The following is a 13,155-nucleotide window of genomic DNA, read 5'->3' as shown; positions in this document are numbered from 1 at the left end:
CGGGTGAATAAGTTGAAGCGAGTATACAAAGCTCAACTTAACGGGAAGCTGAGGCCAATATTACAATTTTGATAACCGGCTATTTGTGAACAGATGTTAGTTAATCGCGAGCGAATGTAAGGGCTACAGCACGGCCAATGGGTATTCGGCAATAAAACGAACTTCTTCCAGGTCTGATTCGAACGCACTGGAGCGTACCGTGGCTTGGCGCAAGCGCAGGGACAAGTCCTTCAACCGCCCACTTTGCACCACGTACTTGGCCTCGATATCCCGTTCCCAGCGGCGTTGATCGGTCAAGGGGTTGCCCGCTGCATCGCGGCGCATATACACGGCATTGGCGTTGCTGTAGTCGGCGCCGGTGCCTTTGCCGTAGCGGGTCATGAACGACAGGCCGGGAATGCCGAACGCCTGCATGTCCAGGTCGTAGCGCACCATCCATGAACGCTCCTTGGGCGCGTTGAAGTCGCTGTACTGGATCGAGTTATTGAGAAAGATCGAGTCTGATTGGCGCAGGTAGTCGAAATCATCGTCGCCGTTGTTACGCTGGTGCGACACGGCCACGCTGTGGGCGCCGACCTTGACCCCGAGCCTGGCGCTCCAGATGTTGTTGTCGAACTCACCGAGCCGTTTCTGACCTTCGTCCACGGCCTTGTAATAGTTGAAGTCGCCGAACAGCGACACGTCGTCGCTCAGCGCGTAATTGGCGTTGCTGCCGAAGTAGTACTGATCCCATGCGTCCTTCAGGCGGCTGCTGTAGAGGCTAAAGCCCAGGTAACTGTTGAGCTGATAGTCACCGCCGAAGTAGGCGATCCAGGGCGAGTCGACCTTGCCGGCATAGAAGGTGGCAAAGCCTTTATTCATGCCGCTTTCACTGGGCTGGCTCATGCCGCTCAGGCGCCCGCCTTGCAAGCTCAAGCCTTCCACGCTGGTGTTTTGCAGGGTCACGCCGCGAAAGCTTTCGGGCAACAAGCGAGAGTCGCCGTAGGCCACCACCGGGGTGAGTGGAAACACGTCGCCAGCCTTGATCACCGTGTCCAGCACCCGTAGTTTCGCCGCGCCGCCGACTTTGCTGTAGCTATTTTCCGGCTGGTTGTCGCTGTTTACCGGCAGTACGCCGAACGAGCCTTTGCCGCCGCTGCGGCCGCTGCCCGAATCAAGGGTAAGGCCGTACATGGCGAACGCGTCCAGGCCAAAACCCACGGTGCCCTGGGTAAAACCGGATTCGAATTTGCCAATAAAGCCCTGGGCCCAGGCTTCGGAATAACCATTGCCGGTGGGGCTGGACTGGCCTTTGCGGTCATCGCGGTTGAAGTAGAAATTGCGTGCCAGCACGTTGATGCGGCTGCCCTCGATAAAACCCTCGGGCTTGTCCTCCACTGCCATGGCGGCCATGGGCAGTGCAGCCATCAGTGAAAAGGGAAGGGTGTAATGACGAATGCTCATGATGCGCTCCTCGGTGATGGCAGTTATCGGCTTCTTATAGAGGTGGGCGTTTTTATTGATCTGGCCCTGGCTGATAGTTGCAAATGGCGGATAACAGCTGCATGGCTTGCACATTACAATTTTGGAAACTAAAGGCCATCTAACAAATAAGTAATGTTCTGGTGAACCTGGCGTCAGGGTTCACTGGTTACTCTCGACACTGAACTTTCCAGTCGAGGAACCTGTGATGAACTTTTATAAATTAGGTTTGGGTGTGTTAACCGCGGTCCTGTCATTTGGCGCACTGGCCGAAGGGGGCGGGGATCGTACTTTTGCCCTGATGATGGAGCGCAATGAGAAAGCCATGGCCGCCTACGCCATCAAAAAAGGCAAGCCGGTGCCCGAGGTCCAGGCCTACCGCTATGGCATGGATCTGGACATTGCCAAGGTGGTCAACGTGACGCCGCCGATCCGTTCGTGCAACGCCGTGCCGTCGCGCATGACCTACGAAGACTCCAGCGGCAAGCTCAATACCCTGGAATATCAGGTCATGGGCGTATGCCGTAACAATGGCGGTTGAAAATATAGTTGGGCCCAGGGCTCAAGCGCTCTTCAGAAAACCCCGGCAGCGCCGATGCAGGTTAGAACACCCACCTCACTTGCCTAACGGTGCCCCATGTTCAACACCCGCCTGAAGCAAGAGCTGACCGCTCTGCGCGAAGAATTGTCGAGCTTGCTCCAGGTGAAAGAGAGCCTGGAAAGCGAAATGCTCTGCCTGACACTGGACCCTGAAGGCCGCGTGGAGTGGGCCAATGCCAATTTCCTGCAGGAACTGGCTTACTCGCTGGGTGAGATTGTCGGGCGTGCGATCGAAGACCTAGTGCCCGCCCATGTGCGCCAGGACCCGTTCCAACTGCGCTTCAAGCACGCGCTGGCCCGCGGCGAACACTTTGCCGGCGCCGTGCGCCTGATGCGTGGCAATGGCAAGGAAGCCTGGTTGCGCTCAATCGTGCAGCCGGTGCGCAGTTCGGAGGGGCGCATCAAGCAGTTTTCGATGTTCTCCAGCGACCTTACCCGCACCATCGAGAGCTCGCGTGAACATGAAAACCTCATCACTGCGTTGATGCGTTCTACCGCGTTGATCGAGTTCGACCTGGAAGGGCATGTGCTCACCGCCAATGACCGCTTCCTCGGCGCCATGGGTTACAGCCTGGCGCAGATCGAAGGCAAGCATCACCGTATGTTCTGTGAACCGCAGGAATACAACAGTGCCGAATACCAACAGTTCTGGAAGCGCCTGAACGCCGGTGAGTTCGTCGCCGCACGTTTCAAACGTGTGGACAGCCACGGCCGCCTGGTGTGGTTGGAGGCCACCTACAACCCGGTGGTGGACGCCAATGAGCGGCTGTACAAAGTGGTCAAGTTCGCCACGGTCATTACCGAGCAGGTCAACCGCGAGCAGGCGGTGGCCGAGGCCGCCAATATCGCCTACAGCACCTCGTTGCAAACCGACGACAGCGCCCAGCGCGGCACCACCGTGGTCACCCAGGCCGTGGACGTGATGCGCGACCTGGCCCAGCACATGCAGCAAGCCGGCGAAGGCATCGAGGCGTTGAATGCCCAGTCCCAAGTGATTGGCAGCATCGTCAAGACCATCAGCGGCATTGCCGAGCAAACCAACCTGCTGGCGCTCAACGCCGCCATCGAAGCGGCGCGTGCCGGGGAGCAGGGGCGTGGCTTTGCGGTGGTGGCCGACGAAGTGCGGCAACTGGCGTCACGCACCAGCAAAGCCACCGAGGAAATTGTTGGTGTGGTGCGCCAGAACCAGGACATGGCCCGCGACGCGGTGGCCTTGATGGCCGACGGTCGTGCGCAAGCCGAGCAGGGCCTGGCCCTGGCGGCCGAGGCGGGCACCGTGATCGTTGAGATTCAAGACGGTGCGCAAAAAGTGGTGAGTGCGGTCGGGCAGTTTGCCAATCAGCTGTCGAGCTGACCTGTGGGGCTTGTGCTTGAGGTATCTTAGGTCTTTTCTCGCTTGCAGAGCTGATCGACCATGAGCCCTACGTTCCGTCGCCCCGTCCCACTGTCCAAAGCTTACCGTTTGCTCAACCACGGGCCGACCGTGTTGGTGAGCGCAGCCCACAACGGTCAGCGCAATATCATGGCCGCGGCCTGGGCCATGCCGCTGGATTTCGAACCACCGAAAGTCGCGGTGGTGCTCGACAAGGCCACCTGGACCCGCCAGCTACTGGAAGGTGCTGGCACCTTTGTGTTGCAGGTGCCTTGTGTTGCGCAGGCTGATCTGGTGCAGACGGTGGGCAATACCCGCGGTGTTGAAACCGATAAATTTGTGGCCTACGGCTTGCACAGCTTCAGCGGTGAGCACACCGAGGCGCCTATGCTGGAAGGCTGTGTGGCCTGGTTGGAGTGCCGCCTGCTGCCCGAGCCGCATAATCAGCAGGCCTATGACCTGTTCCTGGGCGAAGTGGTCGCGGCTTATGCTGATGAGCGGGTATTCAGTGAGGGCCACTGGCATTTTGAAGGGCATGATGAACTGCGCACGTTGCACCATGTGGCGGGTGGGAATTTTCTGGCCATTGGCGAACCGGTTGTCGGGCGTCAGCTCTGACTGAGGCGGCATGCCCCAGTTAAGCGAACGCATGCTCAAGGCAACGAAGATCATAATGTGGGAGCTGGCTTGCCTGCGATGGCGGCCTGACAGCCGACCGGGATGTTGGATTTGACTGAGTACATATCCGTTATTTAGGTAACGGCCACTTAGGGTTCCGCCCTGACGGCGGGTCACTTTGGAAAAGCCCCAAAGTAACCAAAGGGCTCTTGCCCCACCACTCGGCACCTCGCTTAGGCTCGGTGTGCCCGTAATCCGCCAGTGATTTGGGGGGCCGCCGCCACGCGCCATCCATGGCGCGGGGCGGCTAAACCGGCATCCCTGCCGGTTTACCCCCCAAATCCCTGTCGAATTCCGGCCAGCGTGGTTTAACGGGGCGCTTGAGATCAAGATCAAGAGCAGATCAAGAGCGGCTCGCTTCGCATCGTGGTTACAGGCGAGCCCCACATGGGGGTTGTGGTGTTTTCAGGTTCGCGGCATGCACTCGATGGTGCGGTTTACCACGGTTTTGGCCATCTCCAGCAGATGCCATGCGGCATGGATTCGGGCGCGGTCGTGGGGTTGGAGGTGATCGCAACAGTCCCACACCGTGGCCGATGCGCTGTTGATCAGATGGGAAATGTAGAGTTGAGCGTCTTCGAAGCTGAGCTCTTCATTGACGACGAGGCAATCCATGGGTGGATCGGGAAGTGCTTTGGTCATGGTGTAACTCCTATTGAGCAAGGGAGCGACCACTTACGCTGCTAAACGTAAGGTGGCAGCTGTACGCGGGTTAGCAGACCGGTCAATAGGAAAACCGGCGCACCCGAAAGTGCCCCGCGCACAGCCACCATAAACTTATAGGTGAACCTGTGCCTATTGAGTTCGGGCTGCTAAACCCGATCACTGAAAAAGCAGTGACGGACCGAAGACTAGCCATCGATTCCAACAGGCACAAGGCGGCGGGGATTGTCTCGGAAACGTCCTGCAATTGAAAGGGACACGGCTTGCTGGCCCTTTACAAACCATGACCAAATGCCAGTAACACGACCACATCCAACTGTGGGAGCTGGCTTGCCTGCGATGGCATCAATAGGGTGTGCCTGATACACCGAGGTGTCTGCATCGCAGGCAAGCCAGCTCCCACAGTTTGAACGTATTCCAACCCAGCACTCAGCGTCCGAGCATTTTCACCCAACGCGACGGCGGCATGCCGTAGGTACTGCGAAATTGGCGGGTCATGTGGCTTTGGTCGGTGAAGCCTGCGGTCATGGCCGCATCCACCAACGATTGGCCTTGGGCCAATAAATGGCGCACCAGGTCCAGCCGTCGCATGGTCAGGTAGCGGTAGGGGCTGGTGCCAAACAACACGCGAAAATCCCGCGATAACGCCCAGCGGTCGCGGCCGGCGTGGTCGGCAATTTCATCCAGGGTGATGCTGCGGCCCAGGGCGCTGTGGATGAATTCACGGGCGCGTTCGGCCGCGATGTAGTCGAAGGATTTACGGCGGATGAGGGCACCGGACGCATCGCTCAACGCGTGAGCCAGGTCGAACATTGCGTCTTGCTCTTGCATCGGGTCTATCGGGCAATCCAGGCTTTGCAGCAACACTTCGCTGGCGCGGTGCAGCCGTGGGTCGGTGGACAAGCCGCCGGGGATAAATGGCAATGGCTGCCCACCGAGGATCTGCTGGATCAGCGCCGGCTCCACATAAATCATCCGGTACTTGAAACCTTCTTCGCTGCCGGCACGGCCGTCATGGGTTTCATCCGGGTGGATCACCATGGTGGTGCCGGGCAGGCTGTGGGTGGTGCCGCCGCGATAATGAAAGCTCTGCACGCCGAACAACGTGCGCCCGATGGCGTAGGTGTCATGGCGATGGGGGTCGAAGGCAAAGCCGGCAAAGTACGCCTCGATACGGTCCAGGCCACTGGCGTGGGGCGCACGGTGCAGCCAGTCGAGGGAGTGCGTAGGGTTGCCCATGGTGACTTGTCACAAAAGGAGGTGGAAACACGTTAACCGAGTCTGCACCGGTTGTCTGCCGGGGTCTTGTACGATTGTGCAGGTGCTGGGCAATGCACATCGGGTAGCGAATCGCTGACCACCCGTGGTAAGAAGCCTTACTTTCAACAGTGAGGCCGGTTATGAGCAAGGTGCGGGTAGGGATTATTTTTGGTGGGCGTTCGGCGGAGCATGAGGTCTCGCTGCAATCGGCGCGCAACGTTGTCGATGCCCTTGATCGCTCACGCTTCGAGCCGGTTTTGATCGGTATCGACAAGGCCGGCCACTGGCACCTCAATGACACCTCCAATTTCCTGCTCAACCAGGAAAACCCGGCGCTCATCGCCCTCAACCAGTCCAACCGCGAGTTGGCCGTGGTGCCTGGCAAGGCCAGCCAGCAAGTGGTGGAAACCTCCGGCCAGGGCGTGCTGGAACACATCGACGTGATCTTCCCGATTGTCCACGGCACCCTCGGTGAAGACGGTTGCCTGCAAGGCTTGCTGCGCATGGCGGACTTGCCCTTCGTCGGCTCCGACGTGCTCGGCTCGGCGGTGTGCATGGACAAAGACATCAGCAAGCGCCTGCTGCGTGACGCGGGTATTGCGGTCACGCCGTTCATCACCCTCACGCGAGCTAACGCGGCGCGCACCTCGTTCGAAACGGCCGCTGGCAAGCTCGGTGTACCGATGTTCGTCAAGCCCGCTAACCAGGGTTCGTCGGTGGGCGTGAGCAAAGTCAGTGACGAAACCGAATACCGCGCAGCGGTTGAACTGGCGTTGGGGTTTGATGAAAAAGTGCTGGTGGAGTCCGCCGTGCAGGGCCGCGAAATCGAATGCGCCGTGCTGGGTAATGACCAGCCCATCGCCAGCGGTTGCGGCGAGATCGTGGTGAGCAGTGGTTTCTATTCCTACGACAGCAAATACATCGACGGCCAGGCCGCCCAGGTGGTGGTGCCGGCGGCGATCAGTCATGACGCCAGCGAGCGGATCCGCAGCCTGGCCATTGAGGCGTTTGAAGTGCTGGGCTGCGCCGGGTTGGCGCGGGTGGATGTGTTCCTGACGCAGGGCGGCGAAGTGCTGATCAACGAGATCAACTCACTGCCCGGGTTTACCCGCATCAGCATGTACCCCAAGCTGTGGCAGGCAGCGGGCATGAGTTACAGCGAACTGGTGAGCCGGTTGATCGAGCTGGCGCTGGAGCGGCATGCGGGGCGCAAGGGGTTGAAGATCAGCCGCCAGTGATTGGCCCGAAGCAGTAACGCAATCAGGCGTTACTGAGCACTTCGCGAAAAACGTCCGGCCTTATGGCCGCAATATGCAGTAGCGAACGTGCTGCTCCGGAAGGTGCGCGACGCCCTTGTTCCCATTCTTGAAGGGTTCTTACTGACACGCCCAGAAGCTCGGCAAATTTGGGTTGTGAGAGCCCTGTCTTGCTTCTTGCTTCGGCAGCCTGAGTGACCTCAACGTGCTGCACGGCACCGTAGCGTCCCGCTTTGACATCCTGAATGGCTGTCAGTAGTTCTTCGCCTATATTGCGTTTGGCGTCACGTTCCTTCAGTTCTTTATCAGTGAGTGGCATGGTTCATTTCCTTTGCGATTTTGTACAGGATATGTGCCGGAATATTCTCCGTGGCGCTCTTGCCGTAAATCAGTAGCGCGACGACTGCTCCGCACTCCAGTTGTGTGGTGTAGATAACCCGCACTGATCCACTTTTACCCCGGCCCTCCAGGCTCCAGCGTATCTTTCGGCAACCTCCCGAGCGCGGAATGACATTTCCAGCATCAGGATGGCTGGCGAGAAACGCCATGAAGATACCTTTTTCATCTTCAGTCCAATAGTCAGGCCATTGCCTGCTGAAGAGAGGGGATTCTATGAGAGTGAGCACGCGAAATTCTACGTCTTTGACGTAGCCTCTGGCAAGAAAGGGCGGGCCAGAAAATCGCAGGTGAGAAGGGGCTGCTCAAGAAGGTTTTTATCGCAAAAGATGACATGGCACTTTGAGTTCTGGCACTCCGCGTAGGATTAAAGACGTAAGGTTGCAGGTCTTTTTTTATAAGCCTGTACGAATAGATCTAATCACCCAACGCCTCACCTTCACGCCGAGGGTCAGCGCCGCCACTGAGCGTCACCTTGCCCTGGGCATCCCGTGTGCGCACGATGGCTTGCACGCCGCTGGTCATCTCGATCTCGCTCAGGGCGTGGCCCTTGTCCTTGAGCGCCTGTTTCAGCGCCGGGCTGAACAGTCCAACTTCCAACTCGGTAGCACCATTGCGACTGCCGAAGTTGGGCAGGCTGATGGCTGCCTGCGGGTCGAGCTTCCAGTCGAGCATGGCGACCAGAGATTTACTCACGTACTCGATAATCTGCGAGCCGCCGGGGGAGCCGACGGTAGCCAGCAATTCGCCCGTGTTGCGGTTGAACACCAGGGTCGGCGCCATGGCCGAGCGTGGGCGTTTGCCCGGTTGTACGCGATTGGCCACAGGCTGGCCGTTTTCTGCGGGAATGAACGAGAAGTCGGTCATCTGGTTGTTGAGCAAAAAGCCCTGGACCATCACGTGGGAGCCGAACGCCGCTTCCACCGTGGTGGTCATCGACACGGCGCCGCCCTGGTCGTCCACCGCCACCACCTGGGAGGTGGAGATGCGCAGCGGCGAGCGGTCTGGTGCGTACGCCACCTGAGTACCGGCGGGTTGGCCGGGCTTGGCGATGCCCATGCTGCGCTCGCCGATCAGCGTGGCGCGTTGTGCCAGGTAACCTGGCGCGACGAGGCCGGCGACCGGGACGGGGGTGAAGTCTGCATCGGCCACGTACAGTGCGCGGTCGGCAAAGGCCAGTCGCCCGGCTTCGGCGAGCAGGTGCACGGCTTCGGGTGTCGGCTCAAGCCCGGCCGGCGAAGCGCTCTTGACCGGTGTCATCGGGGCGATGGCCAGGCGCGGGTCGCGGGTTTCCAGGGCCTGCAGTGTCCCGAGGATCTGCGCCACGGCTATCCCGCCCGAGGACGGCGGTGGCATGCCGCAGACCTTCCATTGTTTGTAGTCGGTACACAGTGGTGCGCGTTGCTTGGCGGCATAGCCCTTGAGGTCGGCCTGGGACAAGCTGCCCGCATTGCGATGGCTCTGCACTTTGCGTGCGATCTCCTCGGCAATCGGGCCTTGGTACAGTGCGTCTGGCCCTTCCTTGGCGATGCGCTTGAACACCGCGGCCAGTGCCGGGTTTTTCAACAGTGTACCGGTGGCTTTTGGCGAGCCATCGGCATTCAGGAAGTACGCCGCCATGTCGGGTGATTGCGCGATAAAGCGGTCAGCGGCGATCAAGCTGTGCAAGCGTGGGGAAATGGCGAAGCCTTGCTCCGACAGGCGAATCGCCGGCTCGAACAGCTTGGCCCACGGCAAGTGGCCGCTCTTTTTGTGCGCCATCTCCAGGGCGCGCAATACCCCTGGCGTGCCCACCGAGCGCCCGCCAATCTGCGCATCCGTGAACGCCATCGGCGTACCGTCGGCCTTCAGGAACAGACGCTCTGTCGCCCCGGCCGGTGCTGTTTCGCGGCCGTCGTAAGCCTGCACGTTGTGCCCATCCCACAGCATGATGAACGCACCGCCGCCGATGCCGGACGACTGCGGTTCCACCAGGGTCAATACCGCTTGCATGGCAATCGCCGCATCAATGGCCGAACCGCCTTGGCGCAGCATTTCACGCCCGGCTTCGGCGGCCAGAGGGTTGGCGGCGGCAGCCATATGGCGCTCGGCGTGGCGGGTGCTCAGGTCGGTGCGATAGCCCGAGCCCAACTCCGGGGCCGGTGGCTGTTCATTGACCGGCGTGTGGCAGGCGGCAAGGGCCAGGGCGGCGGCGATGACTGTCAGGCTGCGGCGGGAAATCAAAAACACGCGCTGAACTCCGTTCATGGTGAGAAGGGGCTGTTGTCCTTGGGGTACTGCGTTTTACAGGTAAATCGTGCCTTGCATGTACAGCACGGCCTTGCCGGAAATAATCACCCGGTCACCCTGGAGCTCACAGCGCAACTGGCCCTTACGCTGCCCGCCTTGCTCGGCGCTCAATTGCGATTTGCCCAGGCGCTCGGCCCAGAACGGTGCCAGCGAGGTGTGCGCCGAGCCGGTAACCGGGTCTTCGTTGACGCCGACATTCGGGCCGAACCAGCGCGAGACAAAATCAAACCGCGTGCTTTTGGCGGTTACCGCAATCCCGCGTTTAGGCAGGCCCTTGAGCCGTGCGAAGTCTGGTGTGAGGGCCGCTACCTGGGCTTCATCTTCCACCAGCACGATGTAGTCGTCGGTGCCAAACACCTCGGCGGTTTCAAGCCCCAGGGCGCTCAACATGCCGTGGGGCGGCTCGCAGCGTTCGGGGTTCTTGGCCGGAAAATCCATCGCCAGCTCATCGCCGTTGCGTGTTACCCGCAACTCCCCGCTACGGGTGGCAAAGCGCAACACCTGCGGGGCGTCCGCCAGCTTGTGGATCAATACCCACGCGGCTGCCAACGTGGCATGGCCGCACAGGTCCACCTCCACTTGCGGGGTGAGCCAGCGCAACTCATAGACGTCGCCACGGGGTACGAAGAACGCGGTTTCCGAAAGATTGTTCTCGGCCGCAATCTGCTGCAGTTGCTCGTCGGGCAGCCACTCAGTGAGTGGGCACACTGCTGCCGGGTTGCCGCCGAAGGGATGGTGGCTGAAAGCGTCGACTTGGTAGATGTCCAGTTGCATCGTGGCACTCCGTGTTGAGGGGAGGCTGGACACTAACAGTGGGGCTGGGGAGCGTCAAAATACAGTTGGGGAGTTTTTTTGCGCGCATAAAAAAACGGCCTACCTTTCGGTAAGCCGTTTTTAGTACTTGGTGGCTACACAGTCATTTGAACCAAATTCATAACCTACTGTATTTATTATTATTTTTAGCTGTTAAGTCAGGTTGGCATACATATAGGCATACATGCCGCCGGGATCTCAACGAATGCACCTCTCATACCTGATCTTGGCATAATGTCGTGCGTCTCGACAAAACGACGGACCTCGGACTGATCTACCAAAACATGGCGTCCATTGCCTCCGAGTGGCATTACTAGCCAAATAGGCTGGAAAAACTGGATTTGCGGGTGATGTTGGATTAGATGGTTAGCCGCTAATCGTTATTTTGATGTGAGCCCCTGAACATAGGAATGCGGAGCCTTCCTATGTTCAGGGGCTTGGTCTGAAAGTCTTAATGACTTTGGTGTTGGCGACAGTCGTCAAACAAGCTATCTCCGCAGATGGGATGTCGTTTGCGGCTTCGGCGCTAACCAGTTAGTGCTAAGCGTATTGGTACGAGCTTCCGATGCTTGGTTTTATTGGACGCCGCCACACCGTTGAAACCGGCCTGGACGACAACAAGTGTTTCGTAGTGCTTGCCTGTTGCTGATGTAACGGTTACCCCCATACCCGCTGGCGTTTGAGGAAACTCTCGATGGTGTGTGCGGCCTGCTCGATTGAGGAGGTTGTGCTGTCAATGACAATTTCGGGGGCCTCCGGGCGTTCATAGGGCGAGTCAATGCCGGTGAAATTCTTGATCAGGCCTTTGCGTGCCTTGGCGTAGAGGCCCTTGGGGTCGCGCAGCTCCAGGACATGCAGAGGCGCATCGATAAATATTTGGGTAAGCGGATTAAATGGTTGATCTTACCTTTGCATGAGAGTGAGACAGACCGGCATCTCATCGGATTATCTGGTTGATGCTTCACCTACTGCTGGTGCATGTTTCCTTCGCTAATTCCAGCAAGAACCCCACACGCCTCAACTTCCCGGTCATCGTTGCAACTCGCTCTCAGTGAAACGAGTTGTTTCTCAAGCGCTTGCAGAGCGGTTATCTGCGACCGCACATGAGAGATGTGATCATCGAGCAAGGCGTTGACGGCGGTACAAGGCTGATGAGGGTCGTCCTCATAGCTCTGTAGTTCGTGAATCTCAGCCAGTGACAGGCCCAGGATTCTGCAGCGACGGATGAAGGCCAGCCCCTCACCATGCTTCTCGGTATAGACACGGTAACCGTTGTCCTGCCGATCAGGCGGCGGCAACAAGCCCTGCTGTTCATAGAAGCGGATCGTCTGTGTTTCGACCCCTACCAACTGCGCCAACTGACCAATGCGCATCAGCCTCCTCCCCAACGGATTCTTTACTCTATTGACCTTATAGTAGCTTTATAGTTTTAAATGGTACCACAACATTGTTCAAGTGGAGTCGTATCATGAGCAAATCCTGTGGTGGCGCCTGTGGCGGTGATGCAACGTCCGCAGCGGATACCGATATACAGGCCTCCTCCGAGGCGCCAGGGAGATGGGTCAGTGTTTATGCCGTGCCGAAGATGGACTGTCCATCAGAAGAACGAATGATTCGCCTAGCCCTGAACGGCTTTGAGGAAATTCGGGCGCTGTCCTTCGACTTGTCGAACCGCCGGCTGAAGGTCGTGCATGACGGCGAGGTCGAGCCCGTCACCTCGAAACTGAAGACCTTGGGGCTAGGCGCCTCGCTTCAGGAAACCGTCGCTGCAAATCCGGAGACCATCAAGGCCGCCGAGTTTTCGGCAGCTTCTGCTAAGCAAGAATCCGGGACCCTGCGCTGGTTGCTCGGCATCAATGCACTTCTGTTCGTGGTGGAAATGACTGCCGGTCTGATCGCCCGGTCCACCGGCCTGATTGGAGAATCCCTGGACAATTTTGCCGATGCGGCGGTGTACGGGCTTGCCCTTTATGCGGTTGGACATAGCGTGAAAATGCAGGTACGTGCCGCGCATCTTGCTGGTGTACTGCAACTGATCTTGGCTGTGGGCGTGCTCGTAGAGGTGGTGAGACGCTTTGTATTCGGTAGTGAGCCTGAATCGCTGGTGATGATGGCTATCGCATTCGTCGCATTGATTGCCAATACCAGTTGTCTGCTGCTCATATCCAAACATCGGGAAGGCGGGGCGCACATGAAGGCAAGCTGGATATTCTCGGCCAACGACGTGGTGATCAACCTGGGGGTCATCACCGCCGGCGCCCTGGTCGCGTGGACCGGTTCCAATTATCCGGATCTGATTATCGGCACCATCGCGGGGGGCATTGTACTTAACGGTGCCAGACGCATTTTGGCGTTGAAGGGTTAAAT

General features: G+C 58.8%; 14 protein-coding genes and 1 pseudogene. 6 read left to right on the top strand and 9 right to left on the bottom strand.

Annotation, left to right across the window (positions count from 1 at the left end; genetic code table 11):
* Window positions 1-123: 123 nt before the first annotated feature.
* Window positions 124-1,443 (bottom strand): OprD family porin, encoded by a 1,320-nt coding sequence (locus V8689_RS26260; protein ID WP_056787045.1) that lies wholly within the window; start codon window positions 1,441-1,443, stop codon window positions 124-126.
* A gap of 226 nt (window positions 1,444-1,669) precedes the next feature.
* On the opposite strand from V8689_RS26260, the gene V8689_RS26255 reads away from it, so the two are divergent.
* The 4 genes and pseudogenes from V8689_RS26255 (at window position 1,670) to V8689_RS26240 (ending at window position 4,051) form a co-directional block, all read left to right on the top strand.
* Complete coding sequence (locus V8689_RS26255) at window positions 1,670-2,002, top strand: DUF2790 domain-containing protein (protein ID WP_044271288.1); 333 nt, start codon at window positions 1,670-1,672, stop codon at window positions 2,000-2,002.
* Between the two features lie 96 nt (window positions 2,003-2,098).
* Window positions 2,099-2,827, top strand: a pseudogene (locus tag V8689_RS26250) (PAS domain-containing protein); the annotation flags it as partial.
* A 156-nt stretch (window positions 2,828-2,983) separates the two neighbouring features.
* The gene (locus tag V8689_RS26245; protein WP_370712620.1) at window positions 2,984-3,415 is read left to right on the top strand and encodes a methyl-accepting chemotaxis protein; all 432 of its coding nucleotides are present in this window, start codon (window positions 2,984-2,986) and stop codon (window positions 3,413-3,415) included.
* A gap of 60 nt (window positions 3,416-3,475) precedes the next feature.
* Complete coding sequence (locus tag V8689_RS26240) at window positions 3,476-4,051, top strand: flavin reductase family protein (protein WP_056787000.1); 576 nt, start codon at window positions 3,476-3,478, stop codon at window positions 4,049-4,051.
* Between the two features lie 465 nt (window positions 4,052-4,516).
* Here the strand turns inward: V8689_RS26240 and V8689_RS26235 are convergent, their stop codons facing one another.
* On the bottom strand, window positions 4,517-4,753 hold the full coding sequence (locus V8689_RS26235) for a hypothetical protein (RefSeq protein ID WP_003188310.1): 237 nt from the start codon (window positions 4,751-4,753) through the stop codon (window positions 4,517-4,519).
* A 450-nt stretch (window positions 4,754-5,203) separates the two neighbouring features.
* On the bottom strand, window positions 5,204-6,013 hold the full coding sequence (locus V8689_RS26230; RefSeq protein ID WP_056786997.1) for an AraC family transcriptional regulator: 810 nt from the start codon (window positions 6,011-6,013) through the stop codon (window positions 5,204-5,206).
* Window positions 6,014-6,174: 161 nt separating this feature from the next.
* Between V8689_RS26230 and ddlA the strand changes: the two genes are divergently transcribed.
* Entirely contained in the window at window positions 6,175-7,272 is a 1,098-nt protein-coding gene (ddlA, locus tag V8689_RS26225) for a D-alanine--D-alanine ligase (protein ID WP_056786995.1), read from the top strand.
* Between the two features lie 22 nt (window positions 7,273-7,294).
* Here the strand turns inward: ddlA and V8689_RS26220 are convergent, their stop codons facing one another.
* The 6 genes from V8689_RS26220 to cadR all read right to left on the bottom strand — a co-directional run bounded on the left by V8689_RS26220 (window position 7,295) and on the right by cadR (window position 12,161).
* Complete coding sequence (locus tag V8689_RS26220; protein ID WP_019817027.1) at window positions 7,295-7,609, bottom strand: helix-turn-helix domain-containing protein; 315 nt, start codon at window positions 7,607-7,609, stop codon at window positions 7,295-7,297.
* Entirely contained in the window at window positions 7,596-7,838 is a 243-nt protein-coding gene (locus tag V8689_RS26215) for a hypothetical protein (RefSeq protein WP_223816888.1), read from the bottom strand. Before V8689_RS26215 ends, V8689_RS26220 begins: the two co-directional genes overlap by 14 nt.
* 265 nt (window positions 7,839-8,103) lie before the next feature.
* The gene (ggt, locus tag V8689_RS26210; protein ID WP_056786990.1) at window positions 8,104-9,933 is read right to left on the bottom strand and encodes a gamma-glutamyltransferase; all 1,830 of its coding nucleotides are present in this window, start codon (window positions 9,931-9,933) and stop codon (window positions 8,104-8,106) included.
* A gap of 36 nt (window positions 9,934-9,969) precedes the next feature.
* Complete coding sequence (locus V8689_RS26205; RefSeq protein ID WP_056786987.1) at window positions 9,970-10,749, bottom strand: PhzF family phenazine biosynthesis protein; 780 nt, start codon at window positions 10,747-10,749, stop codon at window positions 9,970-9,972.
* 696 nt (window positions 10,750-11,445) lie between these two features.
* Complete coding sequence (locus V8689_RS26200) at window positions 11,446-11,631, bottom strand: adenylyl-sulfate kinase (RefSeq protein ID WP_232243906.1); 186 nt, start codon at window positions 11,629-11,631, stop codon at window positions 11,446-11,448.
* Window positions 11,632-11,753: 122 nt separating this feature from the next.
* Entirely contained in the window at window positions 11,754-12,161 is a 408-nt protein-coding gene (gene cadR, locus V8689_RS26195) for a Cd(II)/Pb(II)-responsive transcriptional regulator (RefSeq protein ID WP_009403731.1), read from the bottom strand.
* A 95-nt stretch (window positions 12,162-12,256) separates the two neighbouring features.
* On the opposite strand from cadR, the gene V8689_RS26190 reads away from it, so the two are divergent.
* On the top strand, window positions 12,257-13,153 hold the full coding sequence (locus V8689_RS26190; protein ID WP_004364974.1) for a cation transporter: 897 nt from the start codon (window positions 12,257-12,259) through the stop codon (window positions 13,151-13,153).
* Window positions 13,154-13,155: the final 2 nt, after the last annotated feature.

The organism is Pseudomonas sp. AK181, from assembly GCF_051122975.1.
GTDB classification, from domain to species: Bacteria; Pseudomonadota; Gammaproteobacteria; order Pseudomonadales; family Pseudomonadaceae; genus Aquipseudomonas; species Aquipseudomonas lactis.
Note: the sequence above shows the minus strand (reverse complement) of the source record. Positions and strands in the feature narration are given on the sequence as shown.